Source organism: Nonomuraea ceibae, from assembly GCF_019396325.1.
GTDB lineage: Bacteria > Actinomycetota > Actinomycetes > Streptosporangiales > Streptosporangiaceae > Nonomuraea > Nonomuraea ceibae.
Genome location: NZ_JAHKRO010000057.1, coordinates 22,263 through 38,241, shown reverse-complemented (window position 1 = coordinate 38,241; position 15,979 = coordinate 22,263). Strand labels below are relative to the sequence as shown.

The 15,979-nt window shown below is 75.3% G+C and carries 15 protein-coding genes; 5 read left to right on the top strand and 10 right to left on the bottom strand.

All coding sequences use genetic code 11. The annotated features are described in order from the left end of the window. The first annotated feature begins 65 nt into the window (after positions 1-65). Together KME80_RS29485 and KME80_RS29480 are read left to right on the top strand one after the other, a co-directional pair. The gene (locus tag KME80_RS29485) at positions 66-1,439 is read left to right on the top strand and encodes a condensation domain-containing protein (protein WP_219509641.1); all 1,374 of its coding nucleotides are present in this window, start codon (positions 66-68) and stop codon (positions 1,437-1,439) included. A gap of 24 nt (positions 1,440-1,463) precedes the next feature. Beyond that, positions 1,464-2,996 carry an AMP-binding protein gene (locus KME80_RS29480; protein ID WP_219509640.1) on the top strand — a complete coding sequence of 511 codons (1,533 nt, stop codon included), beginning with the start codon at positions 1,464-1,466 and terminating at the stop codon, positions 2,994-2,996. Between the two features lie 20 nt (positions 2,997-3,016). Here the strand turns inward: KME80_RS29480 and KME80_RS29475 are convergent, their stop codons facing one another. After that, the gene (locus KME80_RS29475; protein ID WP_219509639.1) at positions 3,017-3,286 is read right to left on the bottom strand and encodes a phosphopantetheine-binding protein; all 270 of its coding nucleotides are present in this window, start codon (positions 3,284-3,286) and stop codon (positions 3,017-3,019) included. 177 nt (positions 3,287-3,463) lie between these two features. Between KME80_RS29475 and KME80_RS29470 the strand changes: the two genes are divergently transcribed. The 3 genes from KME80_RS29470 to KME80_RS29460 are packed head-to-tail and all read left to right on the top strand — an operon-like array spanning position 3,464 to position 7,176. Next, positions 3,464-5,098, top strand: a complete 1,635-nt coding sequence (locus tag KME80_RS29470; RefSeq protein WP_219509638.1) for a condensation domain-containing protein — start codon at positions 3,464-3,466, stop codon at positions 5,096-5,098. Positions 5,099-5,102: 4 nt separating this feature from the next. Beyond that, positions 5,103-5,993 carry an LPD16 domain-containing protein gene (locus KME80_RS29465; RefSeq protein WP_219509637.1) on the top strand — a complete coding sequence of 297 codons (891 nt, stop codon included), beginning with the start codon at positions 5,103-5,105 and terminating at the stop codon, positions 5,991-5,993. Positions 5,994-5,997: 4 nt separating this feature from the next. Beyond that, positions 5,998-7,176 (top strand): cysteine desulfurase family protein, encoded by a 1,179-nt coding sequence (locus tag KME80_RS29460; protein ID WP_219509636.1) that lies wholly within the window; start codon positions 5,998-6,000, stop codon positions 7,174-7,176. On the opposite strand, the gene KME80_RS29455 is transcribed toward KME80_RS29460, so the two are convergent. Genes KME80_RS29455 through KME80_RS29415 form a run of 9 tightly spaced genes read right to left on the bottom strand, consistent with a single transcriptional unit; the run spans position 7,163 to position 15,970 of the window. Then, the gene (locus KME80_RS29455; RefSeq protein WP_219509635.1) at positions 7,163-8,143 is read right to left on the bottom strand and encodes a hypothetical protein; all 981 of its coding nucleotides are present in this window, start codon (positions 8,141-8,143) and stop codon (positions 7,163-7,165) included. The genes KME80_RS29460 and KME80_RS29455 overlap by 14 nt on opposite strands. Positions 8,144-8,160: 17 nt before the next feature. Further along, positions 8,161-9,318 carry an ABC transporter permease gene (locus tag KME80_RS29450; protein WP_219509634.1) on the bottom strand — a complete coding sequence of 386 codons (1,158 nt, stop codon included), beginning with the start codon at positions 9,316-9,318 and terminating at the stop codon, positions 8,161-8,163. Continuing rightward, positions 9,315-10,493: an ABC transporter permease gene (locus KME80_RS29445; RefSeq protein ID WP_246645975.1), complete on the bottom strand. Its 1,179-nt coding sequence runs from the start codon at positions 10,491-10,493 to the stop codon at positions 9,315-9,317. Before KME80_RS29445 ends, KME80_RS29450 begins: the two co-directional genes overlap by 4 nt. Before the next feature lies 1 nt (position 10,494). Continuing rightward, positions 10,495-11,433: an ABC transporter ATP-binding protein gene (locus KME80_RS29440; protein ID WP_246645974.1), complete on the bottom strand. Its 939-nt coding sequence runs from the start codon at positions 11,431-11,433 to the stop codon at positions 10,495-10,497. Continuing rightward, a complete protein-coding gene (locus tag KME80_RS29435; protein ID WP_308125980.1) occupies positions 11,430-12,971 on the bottom strand; it encodes a right-handed parallel beta-helix repeat-containing protein in 1,542 nt (513 codons plus the stop codon). Before KME80_RS29435 ends, KME80_RS29440 begins: the two co-directional genes overlap by 4 nt. Next, positions 12,968-13,753, bottom strand: a complete 786-nt coding sequence (locus KME80_RS29430) for an alpha/beta fold hydrolase (RefSeq protein ID WP_219509632.1) — start codon at positions 13,751-13,753, stop codon at positions 12,968-12,970. Before KME80_RS29430 ends, KME80_RS29435 begins: the two co-directional genes overlap by 4 nt. 11 nt (positions 13,754-13,764) lie before the next feature. Then, positions 13,765-14,607 (bottom strand): ester cyclase, encoded by an 843-nt coding sequence (locus tag KME80_RS29425; protein WP_219509631.1) that lies wholly within the window; start codon positions 14,605-14,607, stop codon positions 13,765-13,767. Next, on the bottom strand, positions 14,607-15,068 hold the full coding sequence (locus KME80_RS29420) for a holo-ACP synthase (RefSeq protein WP_219509630.1): 462 nt from the start codon (positions 15,066-15,068) through the stop codon (positions 14,607-14,609). Before KME80_RS29420 ends, KME80_RS29425 begins: the two co-directional genes overlap by 1 nt. Continuing rightward, positions 15,065-15,970, bottom strand: a complete 906-nt coding sequence (locus tag KME80_RS29415) for an ACP S-malonyltransferase (RefSeq protein WP_219509629.1) — start codon at positions 15,968-15,970, stop codon at positions 15,065-15,067. Before KME80_RS29415 ends, KME80_RS29420 begins: the two co-directional genes overlap by 4 nt. Between the last annotated feature and the right edge of the window lie 9 nt (positions 15,971-15,979).

The window sequence follows — 15,979 nt, the reverse complement described above, 5'->3', positions numbered from 1 at the left end:
CCTTGACCCGGGCGCCGGCGGTCGGGGATGAATGACGGACGGACGAAGCCGCGGGAGGAGGGCGCATGCCCGTCGAGTCTCCGCTCAGTCACGGCCAGCTGTTCAGCTGGCGGGAGATCGAGCGGTATCCGGAGGACTGGCTGGCCGAGGCGAACCTGCCTGCCACCTGGGACCTGCGCGGCCTGTCCGTCGGGCAGGTGACCGCCGCGCTGGAGCGGCTCGTCGCCCGGCACGAGGCCCTGCGGACCACGTACGACCCGGGCGGCGGCACGCCGGTGCAGCGCGTGCACGAGAGCGTGGCGCTGCCGATCGAGCGGGTGGACCGGGTGGTGACCGACCCGGCCGAGCACGAGCGGACCAAGGCGGAGCTGGTGGCGGTGCCGTTCGCGATGGCGGACGACCTCAACTGGCGGGGCCGGCTGGTGTGCTCGCGCGGCGTCCCGGTGTACCTGACGCTGGTGTTCTCCCATCTGATCGTGGACCTGTGGTCGATCCACCACCTCCAGGACGAGTTCAAGGCGCTCACGTCGGGCGCCCGCCCGGCGCCCGCGGGCCCGCCGCCGCGCGAGGTGGCGCGGCGGCAGCGCGCGGACGCCTGGCGGCCCCGCCAGGAGGGCGCCGAGCGCTACTGGCGGTCGGTGCTGGCCGAGGGGCTGACCGACGAGCTGCCGACGCTGCCCGCGCGGGTCAAGCGCGAGCGGCTGGAGCTGACGCTGCACTCGCGGCGGCTGGGCGGCCTGGCGGCGGAGGCCGCGCGCAGGCACGGCGTGACCGCGCCGGCGGTGGTGATGGCGTTCGTCGCCGCCGGGCTGGCCCGCCACCTGGGCACCGACCGGGTGACGATGAGCCTGATGTCGTCCAACCGGTTCGCCCCGGAGGACCAGCACCTCATCGGCACCATGAACCAGCTCGTCCCCGTCGTGACCGAGGTGGACCGGCGGGCCACGCTCGCCGAGCACATCAAGCGGCTGCACTGGGCGGGGGCCAGGGCCTACCGGCACGGCAGCTACGACTTCGACCGCGTCACCGAGGTGGCCGGGCCCGCGCCGGAGCACGGCTGCTGGGTCAACCACTTCTTCCGCGCCTGGTTCAACTACGTGCAGGTGGACCGGCGGCCGAGCGACCCCGCCGACCAGACGCCGGCCGAGCTGGCCTGGACACCCGTCGCCCAGCCGTACGGGCAGGCGTTCCGGGTGCGGGTGGAGGTGCGGGGCGGGCGCACCGGCGTGCTCATGCTGGGCGACCCCGACGTGCTGCCGGCCGAGGCGATGACGGACCTCATGCGGACGATCCCGATGGGGATCCAGCTCGCGCTGACGGAGCCGGACCGGGCGCTGAAGGACCTGTGGAGCGCGGGCGCCGAGCTGCCCCCGGCGCTGTTCCCGGCGAACCCGCCCAGCCCGCCCGGCCCGCCGAGCCCGGCCGGGTCGTCCCGGTAGCGGGCCGTCATCGAGGAGAAGGCCATGGCACGCACCCTCCACCAGTGGTTCGCCGCGTCGGCGGCGCGTCACGGCGACCGGGTCGCCCTGGAGGCCGGCGGCGAACGCTGGACGTACGCCGAGCTGGAGGCGCTGTCCGGGCGGCTGGCGGCGCTGATCGCCGGCGCCTGCGACGGGCCGCCGTCGCGGGTGGGGCTGCACGCGGGCCGCGGCCCGCTGGCCTACGCCGGGTACCTGGCGATCCAGCGGCTCGGCGCGGCGGCCGTACCCCTGAGCCCGGCCGCGCCGCCCGCCCGCAACCGGCTGGTGGCCGCGTCCGCCGGGCTCGGCGCGGTGCTGTCGGACGCGGGCCTGGAGCCTCCCGGACTGCCGGACGGCGTCCGCGTGGTGCGGGCCGGCGCCGGGCAGCCGCACCCGTCCGGTCCCGCGCCGTCCGCGCGGGCGCAGGCCGACGACGTCGCCTACGTGCTGTTCACCTCGGGCTCGACGGGGACGCCGAAGGGCGTGCCGATCCGTCACCGCAGCGTGGACGCCTACCTGCGGCACGTGATCCCCCGGTACGGGCTCGGGCCGGGGTGCAGGGTGTCGCAGACCTTCGACCTGACGTTCGACCTGTCGGTGTTCGACCTGTTCGCCACCTGGGGCAGCGGCGCGACGCTGGTCGTGCCGGGCCGCTACGACCTGCTCAAACCGGTCGCGTTCGTCTCCCGGGAGCGGCTGACCCACTGGTTCTCGGTGCCGTCGGTGGTGTCGGTGGCGATGCGGCTGCGCCGGCTGGCGCCGGGGTCGATGCCGTCGCTGCGGTGGAGCCTGTTCTGCGGGGAGCCGCTGACGCTGCGGCAGGCCGCGGCGTGGCAGGCTGCGGCGCCGGACAGCGTCCTGGAGAACGTGTACGGGCCGACGGAGCTGACGCTGAGCTGCACCGAGTACCGCCTGCCCGCCGACCCGGCCCGCTGGCCCGTGACGGCCAACGGGACGGTGCCGATCGGCCTGCCGTACCCGGGCGTGGAGCACCTGGTGATCGACGGCGACGGGCGGCCGGCCGAGGAGGGCGAGCTGTGCCTGCGCGGCGTGCAGCGCTTCCCCGGCTACACCGATCCGGCGGTGAACGCGGGCCGGTTCGCCGCGTTCGACGGGCGGGTCGCGACCGGCGCGGAGACGGGCGCGACGGCGGCGCCGGAGCTGTGGTACCGCACCGGGGACCGGGTGGCCTGGCGTGACGGGGTGCTGGTGCACCTGGGCCGGCTGGACCAGCAGGTGAAGATCTCCGGCCACCGGGTGGAGCTGGGCGAGGTGGAGTGCGCGCTGCGCGGGCAGCCGGGCGTGCAGGAGGCGGTCGTGCTGGCGCTGCCCGGCCCGGACGGCGAGCCGGAGCTGGCCGCCGCCTGCACCGGGCTCGACGGGGCGGCGCTGGATCCGGTGGCGCTGGTCAAGGGGGTCACGCAGGTGCTGCCCGGCTACATGGTGCCGCGCTCGGTCACGCCGGTGGCGGAGCTGCCGCTCAACGCCAACGGGAAGGTGGACCGCCGGGCCGTGGCGGCGGTCCTGCGCGGGTGACGGCTGCGGGACGGCCCCGCTCAGAAGGGCCTGGGACGGTCCGGGCGGGTCGTCATCAGCGTGGACAGCGCCAGCCACAGCGAGCCGACGGTCGCGAACGTGGACTCGTCCAGGAGCTCGTCGGGCAGCTCGACCGCGTAGCCGTTCTCGATGTCGACCATCAGCCGCACCACGCCCATCGAGTCGAGACCGAGCGCCGACAGCTCGTCGCGGGCGGTGAGCCCGGCCGACTCCGCGTACGGCAGATGCGCGCGCAGAATGCTCTGGAACCGGTCCGGAATTTCCAGCATCGCGTTACCCCCAATCCAGTGGTGAATATTCAGGCTGCCGAACGGCGGATCATCGGTCAACAATGGCGCTCCTGGCCGTTTCCCACGGCCGGAACCTGCCATTGAACAGCGGTTGTGCCGGCTGTCCTGAAAAGCCGATCCTCGAATGTGTCCGCCGACCGCCGGGGGTGGGAGAAAATGAAATCCGCGAGCCTGTGCTGGGGGCAGCGCTACATGTGGCTGCGGGTCCACCAGCTGCCGCCCGGCCACCAGCACGAGACGCACGTGGTGCTGCGGTTCGACCTGCCCGCGGGGCTGACGGTCGCGGCCTGCCGGGCGATGCTCACGTACCTGACGCGGCGGCACGAGATCCTGCGCACGACCTTCGGCCCGGGGCCGGAGCAGCGGGTGCGCCCGCCCGCGCCGTTGCCGGTCACGGTGGTGACCGCCGAGCGCGACGGCGGCGCCACGCCCGCCGAGGTGGTCGAGGAGCTCAGCACGCGGCCGTTCGACCTGGCCGGGGAGTGGCCGGTGCGGGCGTGCCTGATCACCTCCGGCGGGGCGCCGCGGCAGTGCGTGCTGGTGTTCAACCACCTGGCGGTCGACATGTGGACGCTCGGGGAGATCAAGCGGGAGCTGCGCACGCAGAGCGCGGGGGCCGTCGCCCGGCGCCCGGCCGCGCTGCCGCCGGTCCGCCACCAGCCCGCCGACCTGGCCCGGCACGAGGCGTCGGCGGACGCGGCCATCGTGGCGTCACGCGCGATGGCGTACTGGCAGGAGGAGGTCGGCGCGCTGCCGGCCGACCCGTTCGCGGCGCGCCGGACCGAGCGGGCCGACGGCCCTCCGGCCGGGCACGCGACGCTGATCTCGCCGCCGATGCTGGCGGCGTCGCGGCGGATCGCCGCCCGGCACGGCGTGTGGCCGTCGCTGGTGCACGTGGCCGCCTACACGGCGATGGCGGCCCTCTACACCGGGCGCGCCGACGTGGCGCACCTGGCGTTCGTCAGCAACCGTGAGTCGCACCCGTGCCCCGACGTGCTGACGTGCATGTTCTCGCCGATGCTGGTGCGGGTGAGCTGCGCGGGCGACCCCTCGTTCGGCGAGCTGCTGCGCCGGGTGGCCGCCGCGTACGGGCGGGCCGGGGAGCACGCGTACGTGCCCTACGACAAGGTCGTGGAGATGGTGTCGCGGGAGGGGTCGCGGCGCGGCGTCGCCGTACGGCTCGGCTCGGAGATCAACTTCATCAAGCAGCGCACCCGCGAGTACGGCGGCCGGCGCACCGCCTTCACCTGGAACCCGGTGCCGTGGGCGTGGGCGCACCACGGCGACGACACGTACCTGCGGGTGGACGAGTGGCGCGACGCGGTCGCCCTGTCGCTGCACGCCGCCTCGTCCGTCATGGACGCCGGCGACGTCGAGCGGTTCCTGCGCGGCATGGAGGCGCTGGTCCTCACCTGCGACGCCCGCGCGTCACAAGAGGGCGCGCCCGGTCCGACGCTCGGCGAGGCGGCCCGGATCGCCGGGTTCGCCCCGGCGGGCGCGCCGCCCGCCCCCGTCCCGCTGGAGACGTGGCACGGTCACGCCGGCCCCGCCGCCCGCGCCCTGGCCGACGCCGTGCGGGAGGCGCACGGCCTCGGCCCCCTCGATCTCTCCGACAGCTACACCCTCGCCGGAGGCCAGGTCCTGCGCATCCCGCAGGTGCTGGCCGAGCTCGCGCGGCGCGGCTGGGAGGGTCTGACCCTCAACCAGCTCGCCGGGCCCGCACCGCTGGGCGCGCTGGCCTCCCGGCTGGCCCAGGGGCGCCTTCACCAGAACCAGGCACACTCGGAGTGAGACCATGAACCACGCATCCACCGGCCAGGTGACCAGGTCACAGCGCCTGGTCGCCTCGGAGCGGGAGCTCCGCGACGCGATAGCACGCGAACTGCCCGGCGAGGACCTCGCCAACCTGGTCGTCATGGGCGGCCACTTCATGCTGTTCGAGGACGCGGCGTCGGGGCGGCTCGTCCCGGGCGTCATCGAGGAGCAGGCGGACGAGACGATGCGCCGCCGGATCGCCGGCCGCGTCGGCATCTTCCCCGGCTACACCTGGCAGCTGTCGGCCGGGCTGCTGCGCGACTACGCCGCCGCCGGCGTCGACACCCGGCTGCTGCTGCTCGTCAACGACTGGCAGTACGTGCCGTCGGCGGGCCGCCCGGCCTCCGAGCTGCGCGCGGAGTTCTTCGCCGGCTTCGCCGAGCTGCCCGGCTCGTACGAGAAGATCCTGCGCGAGGCCGGGCTGTCGGCCGAGGACGTGCTGCCGAGCAGGAAGCACCCGCTGGCGTTCCCGGAGACGTGGCTGAAGTACCGCTTCCAGAAGGCCGCCGACCGGCTGGTCAAGCAGGGCCGGCTGGAGAAGCGCTACCTCGACTCGGGGAACGGCGACAGCGAGGTGGCCTTCCTCGACGCCGACGGCAACTACCGCACGCTCATCAGCTGCGGCATCACCGGCTGCGCCGGCGAGATCACCGAGATGGTCTCCGAGGTGTACCGGGCGGGCTACCGGGCCATCCTGATCTTCGCGCCGGGCGAGTGCCTGATGCCCGTGCAGACGGGCGTGGACATCGCGCTCAACCTGTACGAGCTGCCGGGCATGCGGGTGGTGATCGCCGATCCTGGCGGCAGCGGCGAGATGTCCGCCGAGGAGATCTACGGCAAGCTCGTCACCGTCAGCACGTTCGGGAGCTGACGCCATGAAGGTCATCTATCTGGACGGCTGCGCGACGACGCGGGTGGACGACGAGGTCCTGGACGCGATGCTGCCGTTCCTGCGCGAGGAGTACGGCAACCCGTCGTCCCCGCACGTGCTGGGCAAGCGGGCCAGGCGGGCGGTGGACGAAGCGGCCGCGTCGGTGGCGGCGCTCCTGGGCGCCGACCCTGGCGACGTGGTGTTCACCTCGGGCGCGACCGAGAGCAACAACCTGGCGCTGCTCGGCGTGTTCGGCCACGACGACCGGGCGCCCGTCAACGGGCTGTTCTGCCCGACGGACCACAAGTCGTCGCTGGCGATCGGCCGGGCGCTGGCCGGGCGCGGCGTGGACGTGCGAATGATGCGGGTCGGCCCGGACGGCCGGATCGACCTGGAGCACCTGGCCGGGCGGCTCGACCTGCACTCGCGGGTGGCGACCGCCGCGTGGGTCAACAGCGAGATCGGCACCGTGCAGCCGGTGGCGGAGCTGGCCGCGCTCTGCCACGAGGCGGGCGCGCTGCTGCACGTGGACGCGGCGCAGGCGGCCGGGCGGATCCCGATGCGGGTGCGGGAGGCGGCGGCCGACACGCTGTCGATCTCCGGGCACAAGATCCGCGGCCCGAAGGGCGTCGGCGCGCTGTACGTGCGGCCGGAGATCCGGCACCGGCTGCGGCCGGTGATGTTCGGCGGCGGCCAGTACGAGCTGCGCAGCGGGACGATCCCGGCGCACCTGGTGGTGGGGCTGGGCAAGGCGTGCGAGCTGGCGCTGGCCCGGCTGGAGGCCGAGCGGGCGCGGGCCGCCGAGCTGCGCGCGACCGCGCTGGACATGCTGCAGGCGGGGCTGCCAGGCGTGCGGGTCAACGGCGACCCGCGCCACGGCGTGCCGCACGTGCTCAGCGTGGTGCTGCCCGGCGTGCGCGGGGAGAGCCTGGTGTCGAGCCTGTCGTCGGTGGCGCTGGCCACCGGGTCGGCGTGCAACTCAGGGTCGCAGGAGCCGTCGCACGTGCTGACGGCGATCGGCCTGGACGCGGAGGACGCCAACAGCACGGTCCGGATCTGCCTGGACGCCCGGATGCCGTTCGAGGATCTGGTGCTCGGGCTCGACCTGGTCGTGGAGCGGGCCCGCGACCTGGCCGGCGTGGTCGTCGCCACGGGCGCTCAGGCCCCCTTCAGCCCGTCTTGAGGAACTTCCTGGCCGCTTCCACCCCTGCCTGGAAGCGGCTGGTGGCGTCCAGGTCGCGCATGAGCGTGGCGATGTGGCGGCGGCAGCTGCGCACCGACATGCCGAGCTTCCTGGCCACCACCTCGTCGGTGTAGCCCTTGGCCATGAGGGCGGCGATGGACTGCTGGAGGTCGTCGGCGACGGTGCCGTAGCCGAACTCGACGCCCTCCAGCGGGGTCGCGCTCTCCCACAGGTGGTTGAACATGTCGAGGAAGAACCGGGCGATCCCCTGGTTGCGCACCCGGGCCAGTGACACGTCGCCGTCGCCGTCGCCGAACAGGGCGACGAGCGAGCGGTCGAAGACGATCGCCGAGCGGGGCACGTTGCTGACGGTGTAGACCTCGACCCCGGCGTCCGTGAGCCGCTTCATCGCCAGCCGGGTGGCCACGTCGGCGCGGCTGCGGTGCTGGCAGATGACGCGCACGGTCACGCCCCTGGCGACCAGCACGAGGTACATCTGCGACAGGTCGCCCGCCTCGCCGATCCCGGCCTGGAGCACGAGCAGCTCGTCCCGGCAGGCGTCACCGGCCGTCTTGAGGAAGCCGCGCACCTCCAGGTCGCCGACGAGGTAGTCCACGGTGCTGCGGGCGGCGTCGCCGCCGCCGAGGAAGCCGACGCCCTCGCGGATCTGGTCGATGAGCTCGCGCCGCCGGTAGATCTCCCGCTCGACGGAGGAGACCAGCGAGGCGACCGCGAGATCGGGGTCGACGGGCACGTACCGGCCGATGGTGGCGGCGTCGGCGCGCAGCAGCCGGTTCTCCACCAGGTGCTGGACGGCCTGGCTGACCAGGTGGACGTCGATGCCCAGGTCGGCGGCGGCCACGTCGACGGCCTCGATGGCTCCCTTGCGGGCCGCGTAGTGGTAGACGTCGGTCTCGTGCCCGCCGTCGGAGGCGGACCTGCCGGTGAACAGCGCTGTCATGGACATGGTCGTCACTCCTTCTCTCACGCCGGCGTGCGGCGGCTGAACAGGACAAGTGAGGCGGACAGCAGGAGGGCCGCCATCCCGGCGAGCACGCCGAGCTGCGGCAGCACCGCGCCGAGGCCGGTACCGGGCTCGGCGAGCCGCAGCAGCGCGTCCATGCCCCAGGCGTGCGGGAACAGGTGGCCGATCGCGTTGAGCACGTCCGGCGAGGACTCGCGCGGCCACAGGCAGCCGCCGAGCATCCCGAGGACGACGCCGAGCGGCGGGCCGATCGCGGGGGCCTGGTCGGGCGAGCTGAGCAGGGTGCCGGTGAGGATCGCGGCGCCGGTGGCGACGAGCGCGAACACGCCCACGACCGCCGCCACGCCGACCGGGTCGCCCCACGAGACGCCGAACAGCAGCGCGCTGACCACGACGATGAGCGCCGCCTGCGCGAGCGCGACGATCAGGCGGCTGACGGCCTCGCCGAGCAGCACCGACCTGCGGGTCACGGGCGCGGTGAGCGCCCGCTGCAGCATGCCGAGCCGGCGGCTCTCCACGAGCGCGGCGGCCACGGCCATCGAGTTGATGAACGTGAACAGCAGCAGGTTGGCCGGGGCGGTGTAGGCGAAGCCGCCCGGGTCGCCGCTGCCGGTTGCGGTGCCGGTCACGCCGACGCGCCCCGACTCGGCCTGCGCCCGGCGTACGTGGGCGGCGGCCTCCTCGGCGGTGGCGCCCGCGGCCCGGACGGCGCGGGTGGCCTCCAGGACGGCGGCGACCTTGGCGACCGCGCCGTCGACGGCGCCGCGGGCGGCCAGGCCGCTGCCGTTGGCCTGGGTCATGACGAGGTCGAGGCGGCCGGCGCCGGGCCCGATGATCAGCCCGGCGGCCAGCTCCCCCGACCGCACGGCCGAGCGTACGTCGTCCGTATCCGTCATGGCGCGCACGTCCAGGTCGGCGTGCGCGCGCAGCTCGGCGAGCAGGGCGGCGGTGACGGGGTCGGAGCCTTCGGCGACGACGCCGACGGGCAGCTTGCCGGAGCCGCCGCCACCGAACGCCATGCCGACGAACAGGATCGACACGAACGGCATGATCACCATGAAGAACAGGCCGGTGCGGTCGCGGGCGTGCCTGCGCAGGTTGGCGGCCACGAGCGCGGCCACCGGCCTGGGCCGGTGCGGTGCCTGCGGGGGCGTCACAGCAGCATCCCCTTCCTGAGGCCGAGGACGGCCAGGCCGCCCGCGCCGAGCGCGATCGCCAGCAGGACGGCGACGGGGCCCGCGACGGCGGCCACGCCCGCGCCGGACCCGGCGAGCTCGGCCAGCGCCGTGGCGGTCCAGCCGTTGGGGGTGAGCAGCGCCGCCGTCTGCAGCGGGCCGGGCAGGCTGTGCAGGGGTACGAGGCTGCCGCCGAGGAACGCCGCCACGAACGAGATCACCATGATCACCCCGTCGGCCTGGGCGTCGGTCCTGACCCGGGCGGCGACCAGCATGGTGATCGCGGCGGCGGCGAGCACGTGCGCGGTCAGCACGGTCAGCACGGCGAGCGGGTCGCCCCAGGAGGAGCCGAAGATGAGCGTGCCGGACGCCCAGGTGGCGCAGACGCTGACCATCGCCAGCCCGAACCCGACGACGGCCTTCCCGGCGACCGGCACCCAGGCGGCGAGCGGCCCGGCGCGCATCCGGTCGAGGGTGCCGAGCTTGCGCTCGGTGAGCAGGCTGCGGAAGGACGCGCCGACGACGAAGAAGGCGAACAGCGCCGCCATGCCGGAGCCGTAGTAGACGGCCAGGTCCACCTTGCCGCCGGCCAGCGGGTCGCCGGTGAGCGCGAGCGCGGGACCGGCGGCGCCGTTGCGCTCGACCAGCTCCTTGACCTCGTCGCCGGGCACCCCGGCGAGCAGCGCGGCCCGCACGGCCAGCGTCCTGGCGTCCACGACGGCGGAGATGCGGTCCACGACCGCGCCCGCGACCACGCCGGCCAGCGGCGATCCGGCCGAGGTGAGAACGGTGACGTCGCCGCCCTCCCCCGCGCCGACGCGGGCGCTGAACCCGGCGGGGAAGACGATGGCCGCGCCGATCTCGCCGGCGTCGAGCGCCCGCCGCGCCTCCCCGCCGTCCGGCAGGTCGCGCAGCGTCACGCTGCCCTTCAGCTCCTCGGCGCCCGCCACCTCGCGGCGCACGCTCGCCGGGAACTCGCCGCCGTCCAGGTCGACCAGGCCGATGGTGGCGCGCAGCGGCGGGTCGTCACCGCCGAGCGCCAGCCCGAACAGCGTGGCCAGCGTGACGGGGACGATCAGCGCGATGACGATCGCGGTGCCGTCGCGCAGCCTGGTGCGCAGCTCGTGCGCGCTCACCGTGAGCAGGGCCCGCCCCATGTCAGTCCCGCAAGGTGGTGCCGGTGAGGTGCAGGAACGTGGCTTCCAGGTCGGGCTCGACGACTTGGGCGGCGGTCACGGTGGCATGTCCCTCCACGGCGGTGATGAGCGACGGCAGCAGGTAGCGCCCGCCGTCGGCGAGCAGCCGCACGGACGACTCCCCGGTTCTGGCGGCCTCGCTCACGCCCTCGACGGCCCGCAGCTTCCCGAACGCGGCGGCGACGTCGCCGTCCAGCACCAGCTCCACGGTGTCCGCGCCGCCGACGAGGGAGACCAGCTCGCGGCGGGTGCCGTCGGCGACGATGCGGCCGTGGTCGATGATCGCCACCCGGTCGCAGACGCGCTCGACCTCCTCCATGTAGTGGGAGGTGTACAGCAGCGCCATGCCGTCGGCGACGAGGCGTTCGAGGCCGTCGAGGATGGCCTTGCGGCTCTGCGGGTCGACGCCGACGGTCGGCTCGTCCAGGATGAGCACCTGGGGGCGGTGCAGCAGGGCGGCGCCGATGTTGACGCGCCGCTTCATGCCGCCGGAGTAGGCGCCGAGCTTGCCGTCGGCCCGGTCGGCCAGGCCGATCAGGTCGAGCACCTCGTCGACGCGGGCGGCCAGGCCACGCCGGGGCAGGCCGAACAGGCGGCCGAAGAAGCGCAGGTTCTCCCGCCCGGTCAGCTCCGGGTAGAGGGCGATCTCCTGCGGGACGTAGCCGATCCGCGCCTTGGCGCGCAGCGGCTCGCGGGCCAGGTCGACGCCGCCGACCAGCACCTCGCCGGCGTCGGGGCGGAGCAGGCCGACGAGCATGGAGATCGTGGTGGTCTTGCCGGCTCCGTTCGGGCCGAGCAGCCCGTACGCCTGCCCGGGGGTGATGGACAGGCCCACGTCGTCCACGGCGACCAGGTCGCCGTAGCGTTTGCCGAGGCCCCGGCAGGCGAGTGCGGCCGTCATCGCCGCCACCCGGGCGCGTCCTGCGGGTCGCCCTTGCCCGCCGTGTTGCCCGCGTACACCTGCCGGGCGGGGTCGGCGCCGAGCTGGTAGTCCAGCGGGCTGTTGCCGGTGACCCGGTTCCACAGCAGGTGGCAGTCGTCGACGTCGTCGCCGCCGAAGTCCTTGGACGAGCCCAGGACGAGCCCGGCGCCCATCACCGACTCGCCGCTGGGGTGGTTGTCGTGGATGCGGTTGTCGACGACGGTGACGCGGTGCGCGCCGATCAGGGCGAGGCCGACGCCGGAGATCGGCGGCCCGGCCGCGCCCAGCCCGTCCGGCTCGGCGCCTGCGGCGAGCACGTTGCCGTACAGGTCGTTGCCGGAGACGAGGCAGTCGCGCACGCCGCCTTCGGGCTCGCCCTCGTACACCTGGTTGAGCAGCAGGATGCCGATCGCGTTGCCGTGGCAGGAGTTGCCCGTCACGCGCGCCTGCGAGGAGTTGTCGACGAAGACGCCGAAGGCGTTGCCGGTGCACTCGTTGCCGGTGATCTCCGCGTCGGAGCGGGGGCAGAAGCTGAGCGCGACGCCGCCGTACTGGCTGCCGGAGGCGTGGCAGCGCACCACCCGGCAGCCGGTGGACTCGCGCAGGTAGACGCCCCAGACGGCGTTGCCGCGCAGCTCGGCGTCGCGCACGCTCACCCCGGCGACGGTGTGGGCGTAGACGCCCGCGCCGGAGAAGCCGCGCACGCTCAGCGCCTCGACGCGCACGCCGCCGGCGGACTCGCCGTACACGGTGACGCCGCTGACCACGTCCTCGGCGGCGTCGTGCAGCCGGGGGACGCCGGCCGGGCCGCCGCCGGGCTCCAGCACCGTGCGCCCGGCCCCGGCTCCGGTCAGCGTCACGCCGGGGTGCCTGATCCAGACGCTCTCCCGGTACGTGCCCTCCTCCAGGACGACGCGGGCGCCGGGGCCCGCCTCGTCGAGGGCGCGCTGGATCGGCTCGCCGGGGCGGACCGTTCTCGTCACGGACATGCGTTCCCCTTCTCGGCCAGGTAGACGATCGCCAGCGACACGAACACGCCGCCGCCCTCGCCCCACCGGGCGGCGGCGGCCACGGTCCGGGACCGGGGCGCGCCGCCCGGGGGAGCTGCTCCCGGCGGCGGTCACGGGGGCCTTCTCGGGGGCGTTCTCCGGAGCTGCCAGCCGGAGCAGGGCCGCGCGGGCGCTGGCGCCGCGCACCCGGTACGCCGCCCCGCCCGTCAGGGGGAGCCCGGTGGAGTCGGCCAGCTCGCAGGCCGCCTCGTCCAGCAGCGGGCGCGCCCACGCGGCCGGCGGCTCCTTCACGGCCTCGAAGTCGTGCCAGGTGAAGCCGGGCGGCCGGCCGCCGACGGCCTTGATCAGGCTCTCCTTGACCGAGACGGCGACCGGGCCCGCTCCCAGGCTCCGCTCGGCGGCGGTGGCGACGTGCCGGGCCAGCAGGTGCCCGCCCCGGCCGACGGCCGCGGCCAGCCGGTCGGCCTCCACGATGTCCACGCCCAGCAGGACGGCCGGCGCGCTCACGCGAGCGTCCCCGCGCCGGTCCCCGCGACGAAGGACGTCAGGGCCGCCGTGTACTCCTCGGCCCGCTCCACCATCGGGATGTGGCCGCTGTCCTCGACGAGCAGCAGCTCGTGCCCGTCGCGCCCGGCCAGCGCCTCCGCCCACGGCGCCACGGGCGTCATCCTGTCGTGCCGCCCCCACACGTACAGGGCCGGGCAGGTCACCTTGTCCAGCGCGGGCGGCACCCGGTAGGCGCGGGTGGCCTTGAGGCTGCGCGCCATCGACACCATCGACTCGGGGCGGGCCAGCAGCTCGCCCGCCTCCGCCATGCGCTCGGCGGAGAAGTGGCAGCCCTCGTGGAACAGGGCGGCGACCATGCGGCGGCCGAAGTCCTCACCGGTCGGCCGGATGCTGCCGCGCCGGTCGAAGCTCAGGCCGACGTCGGGGTCGGCGGACAGGCCGGGGGCGCCGCTCACCACGATGCCGCGCACCCGGTCGGGGCGGCGGCCCGCCAGGTCGATCGCGACCAGGCCGCCGAGTGAGTTGGCGCAGACGACGACCTGGCCGTCCGCCCCGGCGGCGTCGCAGGCGTCGAGCAGCGCGTCGCCGAGCCGTTCGATGGAGCCGGCCAGCCGCCGGTCCAGGCCGCAGATCGGCTCGTTCGTGCGCAGCACCGGCACGCCGGCCCGCTCCAGGCTGCGGTAGGGGTGGTCCCAGATCCAGCCGCCGGCGAACAGCGCGGACATGAACACCACGGCGGTGTCCGCGTCGCCGAGCCGGTGCTCGGTGGTGAATTCCCTCATCGTGGCTCCAGTCACAGCGTCGGGGCGTCGTCGGGGATCCAGCCGCACCCGCAGGCCGTGCCCGAGGCGACGACCTGCTCGCACGTCGGGCAGCGGGCGTAGTCCCGCGCGGAGGCGGGATACCAGACGCTGGTGTGGACGCGGGTGCACAGACCGCTCCTGAAGAAGCGGCGCATGGCCCGCTGGTGCGGCCGGGCGTGCACGGCGCGCATCGACTCGGGCCGGTCGAAGGCGCTCAGCGTGAACTTGCGCCCGCCGACGTCGAACGTGGTCACGCCGAGGAAGCCGCGCGTGGCGCGCAGCGACTTGACGATCTCGACGCTGAGCAGGTCCACGTCGGCGGCCTCGGCGTCGTCGCGGATCTCCAGCCAGGTCAGGACGAGCGCGCCGGGCCGCTCGGTGCGGCCGGTGGCGGCCCTGGCGCTCACGCCGAACTCGCGGGTCCCGTCGGAGCCGGGCGTGAAGCGGGCCGTGTGGCCGAGCGCCGCGGCGAGGGCGAGCCGGTCGAACGTGCGCCGCACGTGCGGGCCGTCCGCGCCGGCGGTGACCAGGTCGACGCCGTCGACGGCGACGGCGCCGCCGGTCGCGGGCATGCCCAGGTACGGCTCGCGGTGGTCGGCGGTCAGCCGCCACGACACGGCGGCGGCGCTCTCGTCGCCGGTGACGCGCTCCACGTCGAAGCGGGCGTTCCTGAAGCGGGACAGCGTGGCGGCGGCGTGCGCGGCCAGCGCCTCCCCGGCCAGCGGGGCCCCGGTGTCGGGGTCGGCGTAGGTGGCGGCGGTGGCCGCGACGGCCTCGGCGTCGCCGGACCCCCACGCCTCCAGATGCGCCTCGGCGAGCTTCCTGGCGTCCATCAGCGGCCCCCGCCCTCGATCAGCCGGGTCGTCCGCATGGCCCGGGACCCGTCCTCGGGGAGGCGGGGGGTGCGGACGGCCAGGGCCAGGGCGCGCAGGTCGGTGTGGCTGACCGACACCCGGATCCACCCGGGCACGGACGCGGCCAGCGCCGGCAGGTCGCCGAGCAGGCGCACCGACGGCGGATGCCCGTCGCGGCAGGCCGCGCCCGCGGCGCAGGCCGGGGTCGGCAGCGGCAGGATCTCCACCTGGCCCAGCCGCTCGGCGTCCGCCGGCAGCCCGAGCAGGCGCAGCACCGCCCGCTTGGCGGCCAGCCGGCCCGCCCAGCGCTGCAGCGTCCGCCCGCCCGACCTGACGCGTTCGGCACGGGTGAAGACGACCTCCAGCGGCATGCCGGCGACCAGGTCGCGCGGGCCGCCGAGCCCGGCGTGGCCGACGATCGCGCTGCCCCACCGCCTCACGCCGCCACCCCCTTGGCCAGGCGTCGCGGCGTGGCCGGGTCGGCCATGCTCAGGCAGCGCACCCCGGCGCGGCGGGCCAGCCCGGCGAGCACCTTGCTGTCGCCCACCTCGACGAGGGACGGCGCGAGCGGCGCGACCGCCGCCATCGTGGCGGTCCAGCGGACCCGGCCCGTGAGCTGGGCGACCAGGGCGCGGCGCAGGACGTCCACGTCGGTGGTGGGCTCGCCGGTGACGTTCGGGACGACGGGGAGGCGCGGCTGCCGCAGCGGCGCCCCGGCCACCGCCGCCGCCCACGCGGCCTCGGCCCCGGCCATCAGCGGCGAGTGGAAGGCGTCCCCCACCTTCAGCGGCACGATCTTGACGTCGGGGGCGAGCCCGGCCAGCCGGTCCAGGCCGGGCGGCGCACCCGACACCACCACGTGGCCGGGCGCGTTCTCCAGCGCCACGACGACCGGCTCCCCCGGCTCCGACGCGGCCCCGGCCAGCTCCTCGACCCGCTCCACCGGCAGGCCCATCACCGCCCGCATCCCGCCCGACGCGGCCACCCCGGCCATCAGCCAGGCCCGCAGCTCCACCAGCCGCACGGTCGCGGCCAGGTCCAGGACGCCCGCCGCGTGCAGCGCGCTCAGCTCGCCCACGCTGTGCCCAGCCACGACGGCGGGCTCGTACCCCTCCTCGTCCAGCACGGCCAGCGCCGCCAGATTGCACGCCGTCACCGCGATCTGGGCGTGCTCGGTGGCGACCAGCCGGTCCAGCGGCCCCCGCGCGCACAGCGGCGAGATCGGCCGCGCCAGCAGCGCGTCGACCTCGTCGAGCCGCCGCCGGGCCGCCGGGGCGCGGCGCAGCCAGGCGCCCATGCCGACGCGGACCGTCCCCTGCCCGGGGAAGAGATAGCCGAGCATGTGCCGTCC